The 21,599-nt window shown below is 72.6% G+C and carries 18 protein-coding genes; 3 read left to right on the forward strand and 15 right to left on the reverse strand.

The annotated features are described in order from the left end of the window. Positions 1-6: 6 nt before the first annotated feature. From ACIQAC_RS19880 to ACIQAC_RS19900, 5 genes are all read right to left on the reverse strand, one after another. Entirely contained in the window at positions 7-1,494 is a 1,488-nt protein-coding gene (locus ACIQAC_RS19880) for an HAD-IA family hydrolase (RefSeq protein WP_402192879.1), read from the reverse strand. A 71-nt stretch (positions 1,495-1,565) separates the two neighbouring features. Continuing rightward, entirely contained in the window at positions 1,566-2,651 is a 1,086-nt protein-coding gene (locus ACIQAC_RS19885) for an ABC transporter ATP-binding protein (RefSeq protein WP_402192881.1), read from the reverse strand. 2 nt (positions 2,652-2,653) lie between these two features. Further along, positions 2,654-3,502, reverse strand: coding sequence for an ABC transporter permease (locus ACIQAC_RS19890; RefSeq protein WP_402192884.1), 849 nt, complete (start codon positions 3,500-3,502; stop codon positions 2,654-2,656). Next, positions 3,490-4,386 (reverse strand): ABC transporter permease, encoded by an 897-nt coding sequence (locus tag ACIQAC_RS19895; RefSeq protein ID WP_402192886.1) that lies wholly within the window; start codon positions 4,384-4,386, stop codon positions 3,490-3,492. Before ACIQAC_RS19895 ends, ACIQAC_RS19890 begins: the two co-directional genes overlap by 13 nt. Then, positions 4,383-5,540: an ABC transporter substrate-binding protein gene (locus ACIQAC_RS19900; RefSeq protein ID WP_402192889.1), complete on the reverse strand. Its 1,158-nt coding sequence runs from the start codon at positions 5,538-5,540 to the stop codon at positions 4,383-4,385. The genes ACIQAC_RS19895 and ACIQAC_RS19900 overlap by 4 nt, the downstream gene beginning before the upstream one ends. A gap of 238 nt (positions 5,541-5,778) precedes the next feature. Between ACIQAC_RS19900 and ACIQAC_RS19905 the strand changes: the two genes are divergently transcribed. Further along, positions 5,779-6,519, forward strand: coding sequence for a GntR family transcriptional regulator (locus ACIQAC_RS19905; RefSeq protein ID WP_402192891.1), 741 nt, complete (start codon positions 5,779-5,781; stop codon positions 6,517-6,519). Positions 6,520-6,552: 33 nt separating this feature from the next. Here ACIQAC_RS19905 and ACIQAC_RS19910 read toward each other — a convergent pair whose 3' ends face one another. The 7 genes from ACIQAC_RS19910 to rpe all read right to left on the reverse strand — a co-directional run bounded on the left by ACIQAC_RS19910 (position 6,553) and on the right by rpe (position 13,013). After that, positions 6,553-7,005 carry an Lrp/AsnC family transcriptional regulator gene (locus tag ACIQAC_RS19910; protein ID WP_402192893.1) on the reverse strand — a complete coding sequence of 151 codons (453 nt, stop codon included), beginning with the start codon at positions 7,003-7,005 and terminating at the stop codon, positions 6,553-6,555. A 10-nt stretch (positions 7,006-7,015) separates the two neighbouring features. Further along, entirely contained in the window at positions 7,016-8,503 is a 1,488-nt protein-coding gene (locus tag ACIQAC_RS19915; protein WP_402192896.1) for an amino acid permease, read from the reverse strand. A 314-nt stretch (positions 8,504-8,817) separates the two neighbouring features. Then, positions 8,818-10,260: a GuaB1 family IMP dehydrogenase-related protein gene (locus ACIQAC_RS19920; RefSeq protein ID WP_402193399.1), complete on the reverse strand. Its 1,443-nt coding sequence runs from the start codon at positions 10,258-10,260 to the stop codon at positions 8,818-8,820. A 131-nt stretch (positions 10,261-10,391) separates the two neighbouring features. Continuing rightward, positions 10,392-10,706, reverse strand: a complete 315-nt coding sequence (locus ACIQAC_RS19925) for a barstar family protein (protein WP_402192899.1) — start codon at positions 10,704-10,706, stop codon at positions 10,392-10,394. Beyond that, positions 10,703-11,119, reverse strand: a complete 417-nt coding sequence (locus tag ACIQAC_RS19930) for a ribonuclease domain-containing protein (RefSeq protein ID WP_402192901.1) — start codon at positions 11,117-11,119, stop codon at positions 10,703-10,705. Before ACIQAC_RS19930 ends, ACIQAC_RS19925 begins: the two co-directional genes overlap by 4 nt. Positions 11,120-11,159: 40 nt before the next feature. Further along, positions 11,160-12,203 carry a sugar-binding transcriptional regulator gene (locus ACIQAC_RS19935; protein ID WP_402192903.1) on the reverse strand — a complete coding sequence of 348 codons (1,044 nt, stop codon included), beginning with the start codon at positions 12,201-12,203 and terminating at the stop codon, positions 11,160-11,162. Between the two features lie 132 nt (positions 12,204-12,335). Then, complete coding sequence (gene rpe / locus ACIQAC_RS19940) at positions 12,336-13,013, reverse strand: ribulose-phosphate 3-epimerase (RefSeq protein ID WP_402192905.1); 678 nt, start codon at positions 13,011-13,013, stop codon at positions 12,336-12,338. Between the two features lie 227 nt (positions 13,014-13,240). Between rpe and ACIQAC_RS19945 the strand changes: the two genes are divergently transcribed. Next, on the forward strand, positions 13,241-15,382 hold the full coding sequence (locus ACIQAC_RS19945; RefSeq protein ID WP_402192907.1) for an MMPL family transporter: 2,142 nt from the start codon (positions 13,241-13,243) through the stop codon (positions 15,380-15,382). A gap of 503 nt (positions 15,383-15,885) precedes the next feature. Here ACIQAC_RS19945 and ACIQAC_RS19950 read toward each other — a convergent pair. Both ACIQAC_RS19950 and fmt read right to left on the reverse strand, forming a co-directional pair. Then, positions 15,886-17,295 (reverse strand): RsmB/NOP family class I SAM-dependent RNA methyltransferase, encoded by a 1,410-nt coding sequence (locus ACIQAC_RS19950; protein WP_402192910.1) that lies wholly within the window; start codon positions 17,293-17,295, stop codon positions 15,886-15,888. A gap of 133 nt (positions 17,296-17,428) precedes the next feature. Then, positions 17,429-18,361 (reverse strand): methionyl-tRNA formyltransferase, encoded by a 933-nt coding sequence (gene fmt / locus ACIQAC_RS19955; RefSeq protein WP_402192913.1) that lies wholly within the window; start codon positions 18,359-18,361, stop codon positions 17,429-17,431. Positions 18,362-18,586: 225 nt separating this feature from the next. Between fmt and ACIQAC_RS19960 the strand changes: the two genes are divergently transcribed. Then, positions 18,587-19,117 carry a hypothetical protein gene (locus tag ACIQAC_RS19960; RefSeq protein ID WP_402192916.1) on the forward strand — a complete coding sequence of 177 codons (531 nt, stop codon included), beginning with the start codon at positions 18,587-18,589 and terminating at the stop codon, positions 19,115-19,117. A 324-nt stretch (positions 19,118-19,441) separates the two neighbouring features. On the opposite strand, the gene ACIQAC_RS19965 is transcribed toward ACIQAC_RS19960, so the two are convergent. Then, positions 19,442-21,595 (reverse strand): primosomal protein N', encoded by a 2,154-nt coding sequence (locus ACIQAC_RS19965; RefSeq protein WP_402192917.1) that lies wholly within the window; start codon positions 21,593-21,595, stop codon positions 19,442-19,444. Between the last annotated feature and the right edge of the window lie 4 nt (positions 21,596-21,599).

Raw genomic sequence — 21,599 nt, forward strand, 5'->3', positions numbered from 1 at the left:
CGCCCGTCAGCCGGCGCCCGGCAGCGCGAAGGTCGTGACCACCGCCGCGTGGTCCGACGGCCAGTCGTTGCCGGCCACGTCGGGCCAGGCACGCGGTGTACCGGCCACATGGGTGCGGGAGTCCAGCGTCCGCAGGCCGCGGTGCAGGACGTAGTCGATCCGGTCCTGCGGCTCGACGCGGCCGCCGGCGTCCTCGTGGAGGGGATGGATGGGCGACCAGGTGTGGCCGGGGGCCTCGGCCGGGTCGGGGTGTGCCTCGCGGTAGGAGTCGCACAGGCCCGCCTCCTCGGCCGCCTCCGTCACCGGCCACCGGACGTCCGGCCAGTCCAGGTGGGAGGGGCAGTTGAAGTCGCCGACGAGCACCACGGGGACGCCGTCGTCGCCGGACCGCGCGATCCACCGCAGGGTCTCCCGCATCTGGGCGAGCCGGACCTCCTCGTGGGCGATCAGCGCGGGGGCGGCCAGCCCGTCGAAGGCGGACTCGTAGGGCCCGTACGGCGTGTAGTGCAGATGGGCCGTCCATACGTCGATCTCCAGGCCGGGGCCTACGAGGATCCGGGCACCGGCCGCCCCGTAGAAACCGACGTCCGGGTCGCCGTGGCGGGCGGTGATGGGGTGGCGGCTGATGATGCCGAGGTTCTCGCCGGCGGTGTGGTGGTGCCAGCCGAGGGCCTCGGCGAGTTCCCGGGTCGCGGTACCGGCGGTCTCCTGGAGTCCGACGACGTCGACGCCCGTGTCGAGCACGGCCTTGACCTGCTTGGCCCGGTGATCCTCGACGGGACTGCCACCGAGCCAGAGGTTCCAGCTCATGACACTGAGTTGGGGGGTGGTCGGTGTCTGCTCTCGTACGACCATCGCCTTGAGCTCCTCCGTCGTGACGCCGACGAGGCTGGACCGTACCCGGCGGCCCGGGGCCGGTGCTATCGGTGCCAGTGACGGTACCGCGAGGACCGCGCAGCCGGCCGCCTCGGCGGAGGTGACGCCGGTCTGGGTGTCCTCGACGGCGACGCAGGCGGCGGGCTCGGCGCCGAGGGCGTAGCAGGCGGCGAGGTAGGGGTCCGGGGCGGGCTTGCTGCGGGCGGTGTCGTCGGCGGTGACGGCGACCGCGAACCGGTCGGCGCCGAGCACGGCGAGGACACTGCCGGCGACCGCCCGTGGGGAGGCGGTGACCAGCGCGGTGGGGACACCGTCCCGGGCGAGCGCGTCCAGCAGGTCGAGGGCGCCGGGACGGGGCACGATGCCGGTGCGCACCCGCTCGGCGAACTCCCGGTGCAGCGCGGCGGACAGGTCGTCGAGCGGACGGCCGGTGGTGTGTGCCAGCCAGTCGGCCGTGTACTCGACGGGCCGGCCCAGTACCTCGGGCCGGTCGGCGTCGGTGAGCGGCCGCCCGGCGACGTGCTCCACCGCCTCCCACCACAGCCGCTCGGTGTCGACGAGCGTTCCGTCCATGTCGAACAGGACGGCCTGGAGCGGGAGTCGGGGGTGGGGGGTCACGTGTGGTTCTCTTTCGGTCGTGGGTGGATTGCCGGTGCGGGGAACCGGACCAGGAGGGTGCCGCGGTCCGCTCAGTCGGCCTTGCGCCCGGCGACCAGCACGGCCCGCTCCGGCAGCGACACGCCGACGGGGGCTCCGGTGCCGAGCCCGGCCGCCTCGTGCGTGGGCAGGTCGGCCTTGACCTCGGTGCCGTCGGCGAGCCGTACGCTCACCCGGACGACGGCGCCGAGGAAGGCAGTCGCGACGATCCGCGCCGTACCGCCCGCGTCGGCCGTGACCCGCACGGCCTCGGGCCGCACCAGCACGTCGACGTCCGTGGCGCCGTCGGCCGGCAGGGGCCCGTCGACCGGCAGCCTTTGCCCGAGCACCTCGACGTCCGTGCCCCGGAGCGTGCCCGGGATCCGGCTCATGGTGCCGACGAACTCGGCGACGAACGGCGTCGCGGGACGGCCGTACAACTCGGCGGGCTCGGCGCACTGTTCGAGCCGTCCGGACCGCATGACCGCGACCCGGTCGGAGACGGAGAGCGCCTCCTCCTGGTCGTGTGTGACGAACAGTGTGGTGATGCCCAGCTCCTGCTGGAGCCGCCGGATCTCCTCGCGCAGCGACAGCCGCACCTTGGCGTCGAGCGCGGACAGCGGCTCGTCGAGGAGCAGGACGCGTGGGCGCAGGGCGAGGGCGCGGGCCAGCGCGATGCGCTGCTGCTGGCCGCCGGACAGCTGGTGCGGGAACCGCTCGCCCTTGTCGGCGAGCCCGACCAGCTCCAGCAACTCGGCGGCGCGGGCCCGGCGTTCAAACGTACGGACCTTGCGCATCCGCAGTCCGAAGGCCACGTTGTCGAGCGCGCTCAGATGCGGGAAGAGGCTGTACGACTGGAAGACCATGCCGGCGTCCCGGCGGTGGGCGGGGACGCGGGTGACGTCCTGCCCGTCGACGAGGACGGCACCGGAGTCGGGATGCTCGAACCCGGCGAGCATCCGCAGGGCGGTGGTCTTGCCGCAGCCGGACGGGCCGAGCAGGGCGAGGAACTCACCGGGACGCACGGTCAGGCCGAGCCCGTCGAGGGCGACGGTGGGCCCGAACTCCCGGCGCAGGTCCCGGAATTCGACGGTGGCGGCCTGGTTGGCGGCGGCCTTCTCAAGGGTGGAGGCGGTCATGGTCATCCCCGGGATGCGGTACGGGTACGTCCGCCGGCACCGGCGAGCGCGAGAAGCAGGACCCATGTCACGAGCAGACTGAGCACGGACACGGCGACGGACAGCTGGGCCTGGGAGCCGCTGATGTTCACGATCCACACGGCGAACGGCTGGAAGCCGAGCAGCTGCGCCACCGTGAACTCGCCGAGGACCAGGGCGAGGGTGAGGAACGCGGAGTTGAGCAGCGCGCCCCGCAGGTTCGGCAGGACAGCCTGGACCAGGGCCTGCGGCCAGCCGGCCCCGCAGGAGCGGGCGGCCTCGACGAGGGTCGGTACGTCGACGGCGCGCAGTCCGGCGTCCAGCGCCCGATACACGAACGGCAGTGCCATCACGACGTACGCGAGCACCAGCACGAACGGGAAGTCCGGGTTCTGGATCGCCACGAACGTCTGGAACAGCGGGGTGGTCGACAGGTGTTCGGGTCCCCACTTGAGGACGGTCCCGATGCCCGCGACGAACGCGATCGGCGGGACGACCAGTGGCAGCGAGCAGACCACCTCGACCACCGGCCGCAGCCGGGGCGCGCCGAGCCGCAGCGCGACCATGGCGGGCACCATGAGCAGCAGCACGATCGCGATGGTGGCGGCGGCCAGGCCCAGCGAGAGCAGCAGGCTGGTGGTGAAGCCCTCGGTGGAGAAGATCTGTGTGTAGGCGTCGAAGGTGACGCCCTGGCCGGGCACGTCGACGGTGAAGACGACCGACGCGGCCAGCGGCACCAGGAAGTACAGTCCGGCGAGGCCGAGCACGCCCCACCGCCACAGGACCGGGCGGGCGGCGGCCCGCGGTCCGGCCATCGGGTTCAGGCGAGCCATCGGGCACTCCGGCGTTGCAGGGGCAGGTACACGGCCATGACGAGTCCGGCGACGAGGACCATGTCGAGGCTGAGCGCGAGCGCCACGTTCTCCTGGCCGACCAGGACGTTGCCGGAGATGGCGTCGGCGATCTGAAGGGTGACGAGGGGGACCGAACTGCCCACCATGGCCGCGGCGGTGGCGTACGCGGCGAACGCGCTGCCGAAGAGCAGCACCAGGCCGCCGAGCAGGGAGGGCAGCAGTACGGGCAGGGCGACGTGGCGCCAGTACTGGACGTTGGTGGCGCCGTTGTTCTGGGCGGCCTCGCGCCACTGGGAGCGCAGTCCGTCCAGCGCCGGGGTGATGGTGAGCACCATGAGCGGGATCAGGAAGTACAGGTAGACGAGGACGAGTCCCCAGAAGCTGTACAGGTTCCAGCCCGTGCCGCCCAGGCCGAAGTGGCGGGTGAGCACACCGGCGTTGCCGAGCGTGGCGACGAACGCGAAGGCCAGCGGGACGCCGCCGAAGTTGGCGAGCACCCCGGACGCGGTGAGCACGGCCTCGCGCAGACCGCGGAACCGGGAGGTCACCACGGCCTGCGCGATGGGCAGGCCGAGGAGCGCGCCGAGGGCGGCGGTGACGGCGGACAGCTTGACGCTGCCGAGGAGCGCGGTGAGGTAGGCGCCCTTGAGGGACGCCGACAGGTTCTCGCCGCTGTAGCCGGTCGCCCCGGTCGCCGGGTCCTTGACGGTGAAGGCGCCGTTCAGCATGGCCACGGCGGGCAGTCCGAAGGCGACCGCGGTGAAGACGAGCAGCGGGAGGACGGCGAGCCATCCGGGGGCGCGGCGCCGCCGCTTCTGGGAAGCGGCGGGCACCACGTCCGCCCGCGTGAGGGTGGCGGTCATCCGGAGACGGCCTTCGCCCAGCCCTCGGCGAGCACGGTCTTGGCCGTGCTCTGCTGCTCCTCTGTCGGGAAGGTCGGCGTGCCGGAGACCTCGGGCAGCTTGGCGGCGGCCGTCTTGTCGAGGGTGCCGGCCTTCTCCATGGAGGTCATCAGCGCGGGCCGGGCGTAACCGGCGAGCCACAGGTTCTGGCCCTCGGCGCTGTAGAGGTACTCCTGCCACAGGCGGGCGGCCGCGGGGTGCGGGGCGTCCTTGTTGATGGCCTGGGAGTAGTACTGGGAGAACTGGCCGTCGGCCGGGACCGCGACCTTCCAGTCGACGCCCTTGGACTTGAACTCCTCGGCGTAGCCCGCGTTGAGGTAGTCCCAGTCGATGCTGATCGGCGTCTCGCCCTTCTCGACGGTGGCCGGGGTGGACTCGACGGGCGTGTAGTTGCCGTTCTTCTTCAGCTCGGCGAAGAAGTCGAGGCCGGGCTGGATGTCGTCGAAGGAGCCGCCGTTCGCGAGGGCGGCCGCGTAGACGCCGCCGAAGGCCGCGGCGGACTTGGTGGGGTTGCCGTTGAGCGCGACCTGGCCCTTGTACTCGGGCTTGAGGAGGTCGTCGAAGGTGGTCGGGCACGTCTTGACGCGGGCCGCGTCGCAGCCGATGGAGATGTAGCCGCCGTAGTCGTTGTACCAGCGGGCCTGCGCGTCCTTCTGCGACGCGGGAATGTCGTCGAACGCCTCGACCTTGTAGGGCGCCAGCAGGTCCTGCTGGGCGGCGCTGATGGCGAAGGAGGAGCCGAGGTCCAGGACGTCGGGGGCGCGGTCCTGGCCCTTGCGCGAGGTGACGGCGTTGATCTCGTCCTGGCTGGAGCCGTCGGGGTTCTCGACCTCGATCTTGATGCCGTACTTCTTCTGGAAGCCGTCTATGAGGGCGCCGTAGTTGGCCCAGTCGCGGGGCAGCGCGATGGCCTGGAGCTTGCCCTCCTTCTTGGCGGCTTCGACCAGCTTGTCCAAGCCGCCGAAGTCGGCGGCGGAGCCGGCGGTGGCCGCGGACTTGCCGTTGGCGGTGGTGGACGCGTTGTCGGGAGCGGCGCCGCAGGCGCTGAGGGCGAGCGCGGCGACGACGGCGAGGGAGCCGCCGAGAACGGCTGATCGCGGCAGGGGGACGGACACGGTCTCTCCAGGGGTGCGCACGAGGGTGGGTGCTGCGGAGTATGGGGCCGCGAAGCAGTCCGCGGCAAGAACTTGTCTGAACAAGTCGGCCCCAGTACGCCCGGCCCGTATGACGCGAAGGTGAACGTAAACCGAATGAGAGCCCGCTGTTGCCTGCACAATTTCGGCCCGCCCGATCCGCTGCGGATATCGATTAGGCTGCTCACGCTGTGCACACCAATCAATGCAGAGGGGCGGCATGACGGCGCGACACGAGGAGATCGCCGAGGCACTGCGACGGGCGATCGACCACGAGGAGTACACAGTCGGCAGCCGGCTGCCCTCCGAGACGGATCTCGCCGCGCAGTACGCCGTCTCGCGCGGCACCGTCCGCCAGGCCGTCGCGAGCCTCACCGCCGAGGGTCTGATCGGTTCCCGGCAGGGCGCGCGCCGGGTGGTGCTCGCCAGCCGCCGCAGCCAGAGCTTCGCCGAGCTGCGCAGCTTCGCCCAGTGGGCGCGCGCGATGGGCCGCGAGGCGACCGGACACGTGGTGGAGCAGGGGTACCGCCCGGCCACGACGGAGGACGCGGTCCGGCTGCAACTCCCCTCGGGTTCAAGGGTGTTGCACGTCCTGCGGGTGCGCGGGCTGGACGGCGAGCCGGTGTTGCTGGAGCGGACGGTGTACGCCGACTGGATCTCACCGGCGGTCGAGGACATCGAGCCCGACTGTCCCTCGGTCACCCAACGCCTTTACGAGGCCACCGGGTTGGTGTTCGCCTACGGCGAGCATCTCATCGACGCGGTGGCGGCGGGCGCGCAGGACGCCGAGTTGCTGGGGATCCGCCGGACCGGTCCGCTGCTGCGGGTCCGCCGGGTGACGACCACGCACGAGGGGCGCCCCGTGGAGTGGTCGGACGACCGCTACCGGTCGGACGCGGTGAGCTTCAGTGTGCACAATTCGATAGGCAACAACGCGCTGGCCCGGAAGACGGCGGAGTAGCGCTTCGGGGGCCGCGGCACGTGGAGCGCCGGTTCAGGTGGGCGAGCCCGACGAGAAGCGCCTGAGCAGCGGGGACAGCACCAGCACGGACTTGGTGCGCTCCACGAACGGCTCCCCCGCGATGCGCTCCAGGACCTGCTCGAAGTGGCGCATGTCGGAGGCGAAGACCTGGGCGACCGCGTCCGCCTCACCGGTGACGGTGGAGGCGGCCACGACCTCCTGGTAGCGCTCCAGGCCCCGCCGGATGGTCTCCGGCGAGGTGTTGCGCCGGCAGTGGATCTCGACGAACCCCTCGGTCTCCCAGCCGAGCGCCGACGGGTCGACCCGTACGGTGAAGCCGGTGATGGCGCCGGTGGCGCGCAGCCGGTCCACGCGCCGTTTGACGGCCGGCGCGGACAGGCCGACGAGCTGCCCGATGTCCGCGTAGGAGCGGCGGGCGTCCTCGGCGAGGGCGTGCACGATGCGTTCGTCGAGATCGTTCAGCACTGCGGGTGGTTCACTTCACTTCTGGTGTGGCAAGGGCGTCCGGCGCGTTGAGCCGGGAGCGGCGATGGCCGTACAGGAAGTAGACCACGAGACCCGCGGCCATCCAGCATCCGAAGACCACCCAGGTCACGGTGTCGAGGCTGAACATGTTGTACGCGCAGAAGGCGAAGCCGAGCAGCGGCAGGACCGGTCCGAACGGCACCCGGAACGTCCGTTCCAGCTCGGGCCGGCGCCGGCGCAGCACGATCACCGCGATGTTGACCAGGGCGAACGCGAACAGCGTGCCGATGCTGGTGGCGTCGACGAGCTTGCCGAGCGGGATCATCGCGGCGAGCACACCGCAGAAGAGGGACACGATCACGGTGTTGAGCCGGGGCGCGCCGGTCCTGGGGTGGACCTTGCCGAGCGCCTTGGGCACCAGTCCGTCGCGGGACATCGCGAAGAGGATGCGGGTCTGGCCGTAGAGCACGGTGAGGACCACGCTGGCGATGGAGATGACCGCGCCGAGCGCGAGCAGGGTGCCCCAGAAGCTCTGGCCGCTGACGTCGTTCATGATGGCGGCGAGGGAGGCCTCGGAACCCTCGAACTTCGTCCAGTTCCAGGCACCGACGGCGACCGCCGCGACCAGCACGTACAGCGCGGTCACGATGACCAGCGACAGCATGATGGCCCGCGGCAGGTCCTTCTTGGGGTTCTTCGCCTCCTCACCGGCGGTGGAGGCGGCGTCGAAGCCGATGTACGAGAAGAACAGCGTGGCGCCCGCGGCGCTGACCCCGGCCATGCCGAGCGGCATGAAGTCCGCGTAGTTGCCGGACTTGAACCCCATGAAGCCGACCGAGCAGAACAGCACCAGCGCGGCGATCTTCACGGCGACCATCACGGTGTTGGCGCGCGCGGACTCGCGGACCCCGCCGAGCAGAAAGACCATCGCGAGCAGTACGACGATCAGGGCGGGCAGGTTGATGATGCCGCCCTCGCCGGGCGCCGACGACAGCGCACCGGGGATGGTGACGCCGATCGTGCCGTCGAGCAGTTCGTTGAGGTACTCGCCCCAGCCGACGGCGACGGCGGCCACGGACACGCCGTACTCCAGGACCAGACACCAGCCGCACACCCAGGCGACGAGTTCGCCCATCGTTGCGTACGCGTACGAGTACGAGGAGCCGGCGACCGGGATGCTGCCGGCCAGCTCGGCGTAGGACAGGGCCGAGAAGAGGGCCGTGAGTCCGGCTATGACGAAGGCCAGCGTGACGGCGGGACCGGCCTCCGGGACGGCGTCGCCGAGGACGACGAAGATGCCGGTGCCGAGCGTGGCACCAATGCTGATCATCGTCAGCTGCCACATCCCGAGGGAGCGCCGCAGCGAGCCTCCCTCCCCCTGGCCACCCTCCGCGACCAGGAGTTCCACGGGCTTGCGGCGCAACAGGCGCGCGCCGACACCCGGGGGCGCGGGGGCGGTCGGCCTGTCGTCGTGCGGGGGTGCGCCTTGGTCGAGCACGCGCTGGCTCCTTCATCGCTGCCGGTCGGGGCGACGGGGACCGGCAGCACCCCTTCGGACAGGGGACCCACCGAGCGGGGTCCCCGCCACGCCACGTACGAGGCGACAGCCTACGAGCTCTGACGTTGCCGCTGTAATGCAGCAACCTTGCGTATGCCCGCAAGATCATTGCGTTCCGGGGGTACGGGCGCGTGATCGTTGCACAACGGCTGTGGACCGTTGCGCGAGCCGTCCCGGAAACGCCGAAAGCCCCCGTGCTGCCCGGCGGGCGGGCAGCGGGGGCTTCGGAGAGGGGGACGGCGGCGGGGAGCGCGTCAGCTCCAGCTGGCGTGCAGTGGCTTGCCCTCGGCGTAGCCGGCCGCGCTCTGGATGCCGACGATGGCCTTCTCGGCGAACTCCTCCAGGGAGCCCGCGCCGGCGTAGGTGCACGAGGAGCGGACGCCCGCGATGATCGAGTCGATCAGGTCCTCGACGCCCGGGCGGGCCGGGTCGAGGAACATCCGGGACGTGGAGATGCCCTCCTCGAACAGCGCCTTGCGGGCCCGGTCGTAGGCCGACTCCTCGGACGTGCGGTTGGCCACCGCGCGGGCGGACGCCATGCCGAACGACTCCTTGTAGTAACGGCCGTCGGCGTCCTGCTGGAGGTCGCCGGGCGACTCGTAGGTGCCCGCGAACCAGGAGCCGACCATCACGTTGGAGGCGCCGGCGGCCAGCGCCATCGCGACGTCGCGCGGGTGCCGGATGCCGCCGTCGGCCCACACGTGCTTGCCGTACTTCTTCGCCTCGGCCGCGCACTCCAGGACGGCCGAGAACTGCGGCCGGCCCACGCCGGTCATCATGCGCGTGGTGCACATCGCGCCGGGACCCACACCGACCTTGATGATGTCGGCGCCGGCCTCGATCAGGTCCTTCACACCCTCGGCGGAGACGATGTTGCCGGCCACGACCGGCACCCGCGGGTCGAGGTCGCGGACCAGCTTGACCGCGCTGATCATCGACTCCTGGTGGCCGTGCGCGGTGTCGATGACCAGTGTGTCGACGCCCGCCGCGAGCAGTTGCTCGGCCTTGCTCGCGACATCGCCGTTGATACCGACGGCGGCGGCGATGCGCAGCTTGCCGTCCGCGTCGACGGCCGGGGTGTACAGCGTGGCGCGCAGGGCGTTGGTGCGGGTGAGGATGCCGGCGAGCCTGCCGTCCTTGTCCACCGCGGGCGCGTAGCGCCGGTTGGCGGCGTCCAGGCGGTTGAAGGCCTCGCGCGGGTCGATGTCCGCGTCGAGCAGCAGCAGGTCCCTGGACATGACCAGGGCGAGCTGTGTGAAGCGGTCGACGCCGGTCAGGTCCCGGTCGGTGACGACCCCGACGGGCCGGTCGTGCTCGTCGACGACGACACCCGCGTTGTGCGCGCGCTTGGGCAGCAGGGCCAGCGCGTCGGCCACGGTCTGGTGGGGGGCCAGCACGATCGGGGTGTCCAGGACGAGCGGGCGGCTCTTCACCCAGGAGACGACATCGGTGATCACGTCGATCGGGATGTCCTGCGGGATGACCACGAGCCCGCCGCGACGGGCCACCGTCTCGGCCATCCGCCGGCCGGCGATGGCGGTCATGTTGGCGACCACGAGCGGAATCGTGGTGCCCGTGCCGTCCGGGGAGCTGAGGTCCACGCCCTGCCGCGAGCCGACCGCGGAACGCCGCGGCACCATGAACACGTCGTCGTACGTCAGGTCGTACGAGGGCTGGATGTCGTTGAGGAAACGCACGTGCTGCACATCCCAGTCGATCAGAGGTGGCCCCCGGACAGGTCAGCCAGGGGGAAGAGCACGTACTTCATTGTCCCACGCCACCCGGAACGCGCTGCCCGGTCACATCGTCCAGGCTGGTCAGGGGCGTCTTAGGAGGTTCCTCCAAGGGCCAGTGCCACGGTCAGCGCGGGGGCCGTGTCGGCGGACTGCCCGAAGACCTCAAGTGCGGTCTCCCACTCGGCGGGACGCGCGGCGGCGTACGCCCGCCAGTTCCGTACGACGACGAGCAGCCCCCGTTCGACGGAGTCGCCGGGCCACAGGTCGTGGTCGGTGAGGCTGTCGGCGAGCGCGTCCCAGTTCCGGCCGAACCAGTCGGGCAGTGCCAGGTTCGTGACGCAGCGGTCCATCAGTCCCGCCTTGTCCGTCACCCCGTCGAGGTCCAGCGTGACCACGACTTCCGTCATCTCAGTACCGCCCTGAAGGATTCGTAGTGATCGTCCGTGTAGTAGATCTCGCCGCCGTCCCCGGTGACGATCCGCCGGGCCCCGCGATCGCGCGAGCCGGGCGTGGGGACGGTGTACTCGTGGTAATACCCACGATCGCGCGCGGGCAGCAGTCCTTCGAGGTTCCCGAAGACCGCTCCGTCCTTGGCGTACGGGAACGGCCCGCCGGCATCGATGAGCCGGAGCGTCTCACGCGCTTCGGCGGGCAGGTCGGCCACCGGGACGGTGGCCGTGTCGCGGGCCCACGAGGGCGTCGCGGGACCCGACGCGGCACCGGCCGTCTCCGTGACGTCGGCCGCGTCCGTGGTGGCGCATCCGGCCACGAGGACCAGGACCGCACAGGCGAGCATCCGGAGGACCCACCGCAGCAGCATGTCGCCCACGCTGCCACGGCGGCCCCCTCATGACCCGCTGTCAGGGGCCGTCCGGGTCCGCCCGGTTCAGCGCCGGCCGCGGCGCGGGGCCGGCCGTCATCAGGTAGTCGGCCGCGGAGGTGTCCGTGACCAGGCTGGTGACGAGACCCGACCGCAGTACGGCGTCGATCGCGGCCGCCTTGCGCTGTCCGCCGGCGATCGCGACGACCTCCGGTACGCGGCGCAACTGGTCGGTCTTGACCGTGATGCAGCGTTCCCCGAGGTCCCGCCCGACCCGGCGGCCGTCGGAGTCGAAGAGGTGCGCGGACATCTCGGCGGCGACACCGAGCGAGGCGTAGTGCGCGCGCTCCTCGTCGCTGAGCATGTCGTGCACGGTCGAGATGCCCGGCTCCCAGGAGCCGATGGAGACACAGGCGACCGTGACCTTGTCGAAGTAGCCGAAGGCGCGGGCGATGCCGGTCTGGTTGCGCAGCGCCGCCGCGGTGGCCGCGTCCGGCAGCAGCATCGGCGCGTAGATCGGGTGGGCGTCCCCGCCGGACACCTCGGCCGCGCGCCGGACGGCCTCCACCGAACCGCGCTCGGCGGTCCCGGCGTCGTACACACCCGTCAGCTGCACCACCGTGCACGGCGGCAGCTTGTCGAGCGCGGCGGCCATGTGGATCGTCGACCGGCCCCACGCGAGGCCCAGTACGTCGCCCTCGTCGAGGAGTTCACCGAGCAGGTCCGCGGCGACCTCGCCGAGGTTCTCGGGATCGGGGGTCTCCTCCGCGTCGGCCGGGGACTCCACGACCACGGCGTGCCGCAGTCCGTACCGGGCCCGGAGCGCGTCGGAGCGATCCGCGTCCAGTTCGGCAGGGACCCGGATCTCGATACGTACGAGATCCCGTTCGAGGGCGGTCTCCAGGACGCGGGCCACCTTGAAGCGGCTGACGCCGAACTCCTCGGCGATCTGGATCTTGGACTTGCCCTCCAGGTAGAAGCGGCGGGCCATGGCCGCCGCCTGCACCAGCTCAGCGGGTCCCATCCGCATGGCTGACCGGCCCGCCGACATACCCGACACGGCGATCTCCTCACTGCTGTTCACACTCTGGATTCGCCGTTCATCCTTGCAGATACGGCGGACTTGATCGCCCCTGATGGGAGCCGTTCACGTTCCCTTGGCCCGGTGTCTGCCCGCTCGGGCAAGCCTTGGCCGAAGGCTTCGACCTTAGTGATCTCAGGCCAAAGAAGCACGGACCGTTGCCTCCTCCGCCTGTGTGCGCAATGCACGTACCGCCGCTGCCGGGTCCGATGCGCCGTACACCGCCGATCCGGCGACGAAGACGTCGGCGCCGGCCTCGGCGCACTGTTCGATGGTGGCCGCCGAGACCCCGCCGTCGACCTGCAACCACAGCTCCAGACCGTGCTTGCTGATCAACTCGCGGGTCCGGCGAATCTTCGGGAGCATGATGTCGAGGAACGCCTGGCCGCCGAAGCCCGGCTCGACGGTCATGATCAGCAGCATGTCGAGCTCCGCGAGCAGATCCTCGTACGGCTCGATCGGGGTCGCGGGCTTGAGCGCCATCGAGGCGCGGGCGCCCTTGGCCCGGATCTCACGGGCCAGCCGGACCGGCGCCGCGGCCGCCTCGACATGGAAGGTGACGGAAGAGGCACCCGCCTCTACGTACTGCGGGGCCCATCGATCGGGGGCCTCGATCATCAGATGGCAGTCCAGCGGAGTGTCCGTCGCACGGGCCAGCGACTCTACGACCGGCACCCCGAGCGTGAGGTTCGGGACGAAATGGTTGTCCATCACGTCGACGTGGAGCCAGTCGGCTCCCTCCACCGCCTTGGCCTCGTCGGCGAGACGGGCGAAGTCGGCGGACAGAATGCTGGGGTTGATCTGCGCGGCCATGCCCTAAGCGTCCCATGCCGCCCGGGGGTGGGCCCAATGGGTCCCGGATGCGGGCGCCCGCGCCAAGGGGAAGCACCACCCACCCGCGCCGCAGGGCCCCTCCGTACCGACCCGGCACGGCCCCCGCGTACCGGCACCGCACAGCCGGACAGTTCGACGCCCCGCGCCCCTGTCGGCCCGGCCCGCGGCATGCCATGCTTTTCGGCCAACCGGCTACGGGGGTGGCCATGACCGGCAACAGAGGCATCGGGCATCTGGTCTGCGGACGGCGGGCCAAGTGGGTCGTACTCGCCCTGTGGGTCGCGGTGCTCTTCGTCGCCGCGCCCTTCGCGCAGAAGCTCACCGACGCCCAGGACAACGACGCGGCCTCCTGGCTGCCCGGTTCGGCCGAGTCCACGCAGGTACTGGAGATCTCCGAGGACTTCCGGCCCGAGCAGATCCCGGCGATCGTCGTGTACGCGCGCGAGAGCGGACTGACGGCCGCCGACCGGGAGCGGATCGCCGACGACGTACAGGCACTCAAGGAGCTGCGGGACCACGGGATCCGCGGCACCGAGACCCGCGGCCCCGTCTTCGACCGCGAGGCCGACCCTCGCGCGGCCCAGGTCTTCGTGCCGATCACCATGGACGAACAGGGCTGGGAGCGGATCGGCCCGGCCGTCGACTCGATCCGCGAGGACGTCGGGGACAGCGAGGGCGGCCTCGCCGTCCACATCACCGGCCCCGGCGGCACCTCCGCCGACTTCGCCGAGGCCTTCGAGGGCATCGACTCCACCCTGCTCCTCGCGGCCATGGGCGTCGTCGTCGTGATGCTGCTCATCACCTACCGCAGCCCGACCCTGCTGCTGGTCCCGGTCCTCGCCGTGGTCTGCGCGCTGTTCACCGCCCAGGCCCTGATCTATCTGCTGGCCGAGCACGCGGGCCTGACGGTCAACGGGCAGAGCGCCGGCATTCTCACCGTGCTCGTCTTCGGCGCGGGGACGGACTACGCCCTCCTCCTGGTCGCCCGCTACCGGGAGGAGCTGCGCCGCCACGAGGACCGGCACGAGGCGATGGCCCTCGCCCTGCACCGCGCGGGACCGGCCGTGATCGCGTCCGGCGCCACCGTCGTCCTGAGCATGCTGGTGCTGCTCGCCGCCGAGATGAACTCCACCAGCGGCCTCGGCCCGGTCGCCGCCATCGGCGTCGCCGTGGCCCTGCTCGCCATGATGACCCTCTTCCCGGCCCTGCTGGTGATCTTCGGCCGCTGGATCTTCTGGCCCGTGATCCCGCACAACGGCTCGCCCGACCCGACCGAACGCGGCCTGTGGGCGCGTGCCGGGCGGCGTATGTCGCACCGGCCCCGCATGGTCTGGGGTGTGACGGCGCTGATCCTGGCGGTCTGCTCACTGGGGCTGATCCAGCTGCGCGCGGAGGGCATCGGCAACGCGGACGCGTTCACCGGGAAACCGGACTCGATCACCGGCCAGGAGATCTCGGCCCGCTACTTCGCGGCGGGCAGCGGCGACCCGCTCGTCGTCATCGCCAACCAGGCGCAGGCGCAGGAGGTCGGCCGGGCGGTCGCCGGCACCGACGGTGTGGTGCCCGAGTCGCTCGGGCTGCCACCTGGCGCAAAACCGTCGTTCGAGGGCCGGGTGATGTTCGAGGCGACGATGTCCGACCCGGCCGACAGCGAGGCGGCGAAACAGACCGTGGAGCGGGTCCGTGACGCCGTGCACGCGGTGCCGGACGCCGACGCGCTCGTGGGCGGCGGAACAGCGGCGCTGCTCGATATGGACGAGGCGACCACCCACGACAACATCCTGATCATCCCGCTGGTGCTGGTCGTGGTCCTGCTGATCCTCTGTGTGCTGCTGCGCGCCCTGATCGCCCCGCTGCTGCTGATCGGGACGGTGATCCTGTCCTTCGCGGCGGCCCTGGGCATCAGCGCGCTCGCCTTCCGGTACGTGTTCGACTACGCCGGCGAGTCGACGGACTTCCCGCTCTTCGTCTTCGTCTTCCTGGTTGCCCTGGGCATCGACTACAACATCTTCCTGACCACTCGCATCCGGGAGGAGGCGGCCCGTCTGGGCACCCGCAAGGGCGTGGTCACCGGCCTCGCGGCCACCGGCGCGGTCATCACCTCGGCCGGCCTGGTCCTGGCCGGCACCTTCGCCGCCCTGGGCACCCTCCCCATGGTCGCCTTCGCGGAGATCGGCTTCGCGGTGGCCCTGGGCGTACTCCTCGACACCTTCGTCGTCCGGTCCGTCCTGGTCACGTCCCTGTTCCTGGACGTCGGCCCAAAGGTGTGGTGGCCACACCGGCTGGCACGGGAGGACGGCGAGGGCGTGCCCCGGGAGCCCGAGCCGGCGGGCCCACCGGACACCTGACGACCGGGAAGCGCCCCTCGGCGCGCGCCCGGGCCCCCGGACACCGCCTCCGGGCCGGCCGGCCGGCCCGAGGGACGGTGCGTGGGCGGACAGCCGACCCGACCGACGGTCCGTGGGCGGACAGCCGACCCGACCGACGGTCCGTGGGCGGACAGCCGGCCCGACCGACGGTCCGGGAGCGGACAACCGGTCCGAGGGACGGTCCGGGAGCGGACAGCCGGCCCCGAGGGACGGTCCGGGAGCGGACAGCCGGCCCGACCGACGGTCCCGCGGCGGACTGCCGGTCCGACGGACAGTCCCGGAGCGGACTGCCGCTCCGCCGGACCTCCGGGCCGTCAGGCGGTGCGGCGGAAGTCCAGGCCGTCGGGCGGTGCGGCGGAAGTCCGGGCCGTCGGGCGGTGCGGCGGAAGTCCGGGCCGTCGGGCGGTGCGGCGGAAGTCCGGGCCGTCAGGCGGTGCGGCGGAAGTCCGGGCCGTCAGGCGGTGCGGCGGAAGTCCGGGCCGTCAGGCGGTGCGGCGGATCAGGGCCAGGTACATCGCGTCCGTGCCGTGCAGATGCGGCCACAGCTGGATGTCGGGACCGTCGCCGAGGTCCGGTACGCCGGGCAACAGGGGCCGCGCGTCGAGGAGTTCGGCCTGCGGGAACTGCTTGAGCGCGTCGGCCACCACCGCACGCGTCTCGGCTAGATGCGGCGAGCAGGTCGCGTAGCCGACGACCCCGCCGACGCGCACGGACTCCAGCGCGGTCCGCAGCAGCCCCCGCTGAAGCGGCGCGAAGCCCTCCAGGTCCTCGGGACGGCGGCGCCAACGGGCCTCGGGACGGCGACGCAGCGCACCGAGCCCGGTGCACGGTACGTCCATCAGGACCCGGTCGAAGGTGCCGGGCCGCCACGGCGGCCGGGTCCCGTCGGCGGTGATCACCTGATACGGACCGGGGTTGCCCGCGAGCGCCTTGGCGACGAGCCCGGACCGGTGCGGCTGCCGCTCGGCGGCCAGCAGCGTGGCGCCCCGCTGCGCGGCGAGCGCGGCGAGCAGCGCGGCCTTGCCGCCGGGACCCGCGCAGCCGTCCAGCCACTTCTCGTCGGGTCCGTCGAGCGGCGCGGCGGCGAGCGCCAGCGCGACGAGCTGACTGCCCTCGTCCTGCACCCCTGCCCGGCCCTCGCGCACGGCACCGACCGCGCCGGGTTCCCCGCCCTCGGCCATCCGCACGGCATACGGCGACCAGCGCCCCGGCACGGCGGACTCGACGTCCAGCAGCTCCTCGGTCGTGGCCCGCCCCGGCCGCGCGACCAGCGTCACCTCGGGCCGCTCGTTGTCGGCGGCGAGCAGTTCCTCGATCCCGGCGCGGCCACCGCCGAGCGAGTCCCACAGCGCGGAGACGACCCAGCGCGGATGGGAGTGGACGACGGAGAGATGGTCCTCGGGGTCCTCGTCGTAGGGCGGCGCGACCTTGGCCAGCCATCCGTCGAGATCGTCCTGCGCGACCTTCCGCAGCACGGCGTTGACGAACTTCGCCCGCCCGTCACCGAGCACCACCCGGGCCAGCTCCACGGTCGCGGACACCGCCGCGTGGGAGGGGATCCGGGTGCCGAGCAGCTGGTGCGCGCCGAGACTCAGCACGTCGAGCACCGGCGGGTCCACCTCGCGCAACGGCCGGTCCACACAGGCCGCGACGATCGCGTCGTACGTCCCCTGCCGGCGCAGCGTCCCGTACACCAGTTCCGTCGCCAGCGCCGCGTCCCGGTCGTCGAAGTCGCCCTTCGCGCGCGCCTTGCGCAGCAGCGGCGGCAGTACGAGGTTGGCGTACGCGTCCCGCTCGTCCACCGCCCGCAGCGCGTCGAACGCGAGGATGCGGACGGGGTCCTTCTTGGGACGGCGATAGGGCTTGTGGGGCCGGCGGGCGGTCTCGCTCACGAAAAGGTGCTCCGGATGTCTGAAAAACAGTGTGCGTTCAGCGTACGTCGGGAGGCGCGGACCGGGGTCCCGGCGGACACCCGGCTGCCGTACGCCGGCGGAGGGCCCCTGCGGGCTCCCGCGGGCTCCCCGCTCAGCTCCCGAGAACCTCGGCGTCGGCGATCCGCACCCCGCGTGCCCAGTCCGCCGCCCGCATCGGCTTCTTGCCCTGGGCCTGGACCCACAGCAGTTCGACGGCGTGCGACCCGGTGCCGACATGAACGGTGTTCTTGCCCACCGCCAGGTGACCCGGCGCGAGGTCCTTGCGGTCCGGTGTGAGGGTGACCTGGATCAGCTTCAGCCGCTCACCGCGGAAGACCGTCCAGGCGCCGGGCGCCGGCGTGCAGCCGCGCACCACACGGTCGACGCGCAGCGCGGGCGCCGCCCAGTCGACGTGCGCGTCCTCGACGGAGATCTTGGGTGCGACGGTGACGCCGTCGGCGGGCTGCGGTACGGCGGTGAGGGTGCCGTCCTCGATGCCGTCCATGGTCGCGGCGAGTAGCCCGGCGCCCGCGAAGGCGAGCCGGGTCAGCAGGTCGCCGCTGGTGTCGGTGGGGCGGATCTCCTCGGTCACCGTGCCGTACACCGGGCCGGAGTCCAGCCCCTCCTCGATGAGGAAGGTGGACGCGCCGGTGATCTCGTCGCCGGACATGATGGAGTGCTGCACGGGCGCGGCACCGCGCCAGGCCGGCAGCAGCGAGAAGTGGAGATTGACCCAGCCGCGCGCGGGCACGTCGAGGGCGACACGGGGCAGCAGGGCGCCGTACGCCACGACCGGGCAGCAGTCGGGAGCGATCTGCCGCAGCCGCTCCAGGAAGTCCGGGTCCCTCGGCTTCGCCGGCTTCAGCACCTCGATACCGGCCTCCTGCGCCCGCTCGGCCACCGGTGAGGCGACCATCCTGCGACCCCGCCCGGCCGGTGCGTCCGGCCGCGTGACAACGGCGGCGACCTCGTGCCGCCCGGAGGCGAGCAGGGCGTCCAGGGCGGGAACGGCGACCTCGGGGGTACCGGCGAAGACAAGCTTCATAGGTGGGTTCGGGCCTCTCGGGCGGGGGTTGCTACGGGCAGCGCACCAGTCTATGGGGCGGTACCGCCCGCGCGCGCGGCGCCATCGGGGGCGTACGCATATGCCCTTACGCCCCTGGAGCGTGACCCGGGGCCCGAAGACGCGTTGGTCAAGAAAGAGTTGACTCAACGGGCCGCGGTCGCGGCCCGGTCCTTTCTCCTCAACGCCGGTTCGAGAGGCTTGTTCATGGCCGACCACGCAACCCACGACGCCCAGGCTCGGGCCAGCCTGCACCTGCTGGTGCGGGACATCGAGCGGGTCCGCCGGCAGGTGGACGCGCTGCGCACGCTCACCGCCCAGCTGGGCAACGTCTACCGCCCGCGCCGCTCCGGCTCCTCCACGGGCTTCGTCGTCTACGGACGCGCTCCGGCGCCGACGGTCCGTCTCGCCCAGGAGCTGCGGGACAGCGTCGAGACCCTGGTCACGGCAGCGGTCGACTTCGACCGCTCGCTCGGGTTCTCGTGGGACGCGGTGGGCTCCGCGCTCGGCGTCACCAAGCAGGCCGTCCACCGTCGTTACGGGTCGCGCCGGGCCACCGCCCAGGCGGCCGCCGAGGCCGAGCGCGCCACGGACACGTCGGGTACGCGCGCGGTCAACGTCCCCGCCGGTCTGCCGACCGTACCGGCGGCCAGGACGATGCCGACGCAGCCGACGGGCAGCCCGACCCTGCGCGAAGAGGTCCGCCCAACGGCCTTCCCCGGCCCCCGCAACGGCTGACAGCCCCCTCCTGCCCTCCCGCCCACCATCCGGGAGGGCAGACATCTGTCCACACCCGGCCCGGCCCACATCACCCGCCCCGCGCAGCCCGCACCACGCGCGCCCCTCGCACACCACACCCACCAAGCCGCGAGCACGCACGCCACACCCACCAAGCCCGCGGGCACCCGGACGCCGCCGCTCCGCGTAGACCGCGGGCATGCGTGCCGCCTGGGGCGGCACGGGTGGGCGCGGGCGGCACCCGGCCAACGCCGGGCAGTGCAACACCCCCCAGCACAACGCCGGGCACCCGACACCCGACGGACGCGAAACGCCGACGCCCCGTCAGCCGATGTCCCCGGGGTCCACCCGCACCCGTACCGCCCCCGCGTCCCCACCCCCCCGAGCCATCCGCGCAGCCTGCGCAGACTTCAACGCGGCAGCCAACGCCGCCCCACTCCCCGGCGGCACCCGCACCAACGCCCGCTCCCACCGCTCCCCCGCCGGCGGCGCCCCCGTCCGACGCGGCCGGCCGGTCGGCGTCACCGGCAGCGGCACCGGCCCGAGCACCTCGGCATCCCCCGGCAGCGAGGCCGTACCGAGGAACTCGGCAACCGCCTCCGGCGGACCGGACACCGACGCCATCCGCGACACCGGCGGAAACCCCAGCTCGGCCCGCTCGGCCAGCTCGCGCACCGCATGCCCCACGGGATCCCACCGCACCAACGCCTGCACGGGCCGCAGCGTCGGCTCGGCGACGACCACGACCGTCCCCCCCGACGGCTGATCCCGGACCAGCGCCGCAGCCGCGATCCAACGCCGCAACGCGTCCTCCCCCGCCCGCAGATCGGGCCGCCCCACCATCGCCCACCCGTCGAGCAGCAACGCCGCCGCGTACCCGCCCTCGGCGACCGGCTCGGCCCCCGGCGTGCTCACCACCAGCGCGGGCGCCCCCGGCACGGTGTCCAGCACATGCTCACGCCCCGACGTCCGCACCGGCACCGCCGGAAACGCCCGCCCCAGCTCCTCCGCGGTCCGCCGCGCGCCCACCACCTGCGCCCGCAGCCGGAACGACCCGCACTCCGGACAGTGCCAGCCGGTCTCCTCCCGCCCGCACCACCCGCACGCCAACGCCCCCGCGTCGCGCCCCTCCAGCGGCCCGGCACAGTGCCGGCACCGCGCGGGCTCCCGGCACTGCGCACACGCCATCCGCGGCACATACCCGCGCCGGGGCACCTGCACCAGTACCGGCCCGTGCTTCAGCCCCTCCCTGACCACCTGCCAGGCGAGCGTCGGCAACCGGGCGGCACGCGCGGCCTCGTCACGGGCCAGATCGCCGTCCCCGACGGTCCGTACGAGCGGCGCCGCGGCCCGCACCCGTTCCCTGGACGCGACAATCGGCCGGGCCCAGCCACTCTCCACGAGCTGCGCGGCCTCGACCGTGCAGCTCCAACCGCCCAACAGGAACGCACACTTGTCCTGCGCCGCCCGCAGCAGCAGCACCTCGCGCGCGTGCGGCTGCGGGGCATGCAGTTCGCTGTGGCTGTCGTCGCCGTCGTCCCAGATGGCCACCAGCCCGAGATCCCGGACCGGCGCGAACATCGCGGCCCGCGTCCCGACCACGGCCCTTACGGAGCCGCGCCGCACGGCCAGCCACTCCCGGTACCGCTTCTCGGGCCCGGCCTCAGCCGTGAGCACCGCGTGCCGCCCCGCCCCCAGCAGGTCGGTCAGCGCGGCGTCGACCCGGGCGACCGCCCGCCCGTCCGGTACGACGACCAGCGCGCCGCGCCCCGAGGCGAGCGTGGCGGCGACGGCCCGGGCGATCTCCTCGCTCCACAGCGGGCCCGGCAGCGCGTTCCACACGGCGCGCGGGGAGCCGCCCGAGGCCAGTGCCTCGACGAACGCCGTCCCGTTCTCGTACCGCCCCCAGGACCCCGCCTCCGGCGCCTCCGGCGGGGGCAGCGGCTCGGGTGACGGCCGGCCCTCCGCCCGTGCGTTGCGCGGCGGTACGGCGAGCTGGAGTACGTCGGCGAGGCTTCCGGCGTAGCGGTCGGCGACGGCACGGGTCAGTGCGAGCAGTTCCGCGTCGAGGACGGGCTCGGGGGAAACGACCTGTGCCAGTGCGGCCAGCGGCCCGGAGTAGTCGGACTCGGCCCGCCGCTCCACGAGGAACCCGTCGATGAGCCCTCCGCCCTCGCGGCGCCCTTCCCGCACCCGGTGCCGTCCGGCCCCGAAGCGCACGCGCACCCGCACGCCGGGCTGCGCGTCGGCGTCCAGCTCCTGCGGGACCGCGTAGTCGAAGTACCGGTCGAGGTGGAGTACGCCCTTGTCGACGAGCACGCGCGCGACGGGCAGCTCCTCGGCGAGATCCGCCCCACGCCACGTCCGTGGCTTCGCTTTCGGCGTTTTGGCCTGTCGCACGCTCTCCCGAATGAGCGCGAGCTGTTCCGGCGGCGCCCCCGCGGCCCCACCGTCCACTGACTCATCCTCGCTGCTCACGCCA

The organism is Streptomyces sp. NPDC088387 (assembly GCF_044753385.1).
GTDB lineage: Bacteria > Actinomycetota > Actinomycetes > Streptomycetales > Streptomycetaceae > Streptomyces.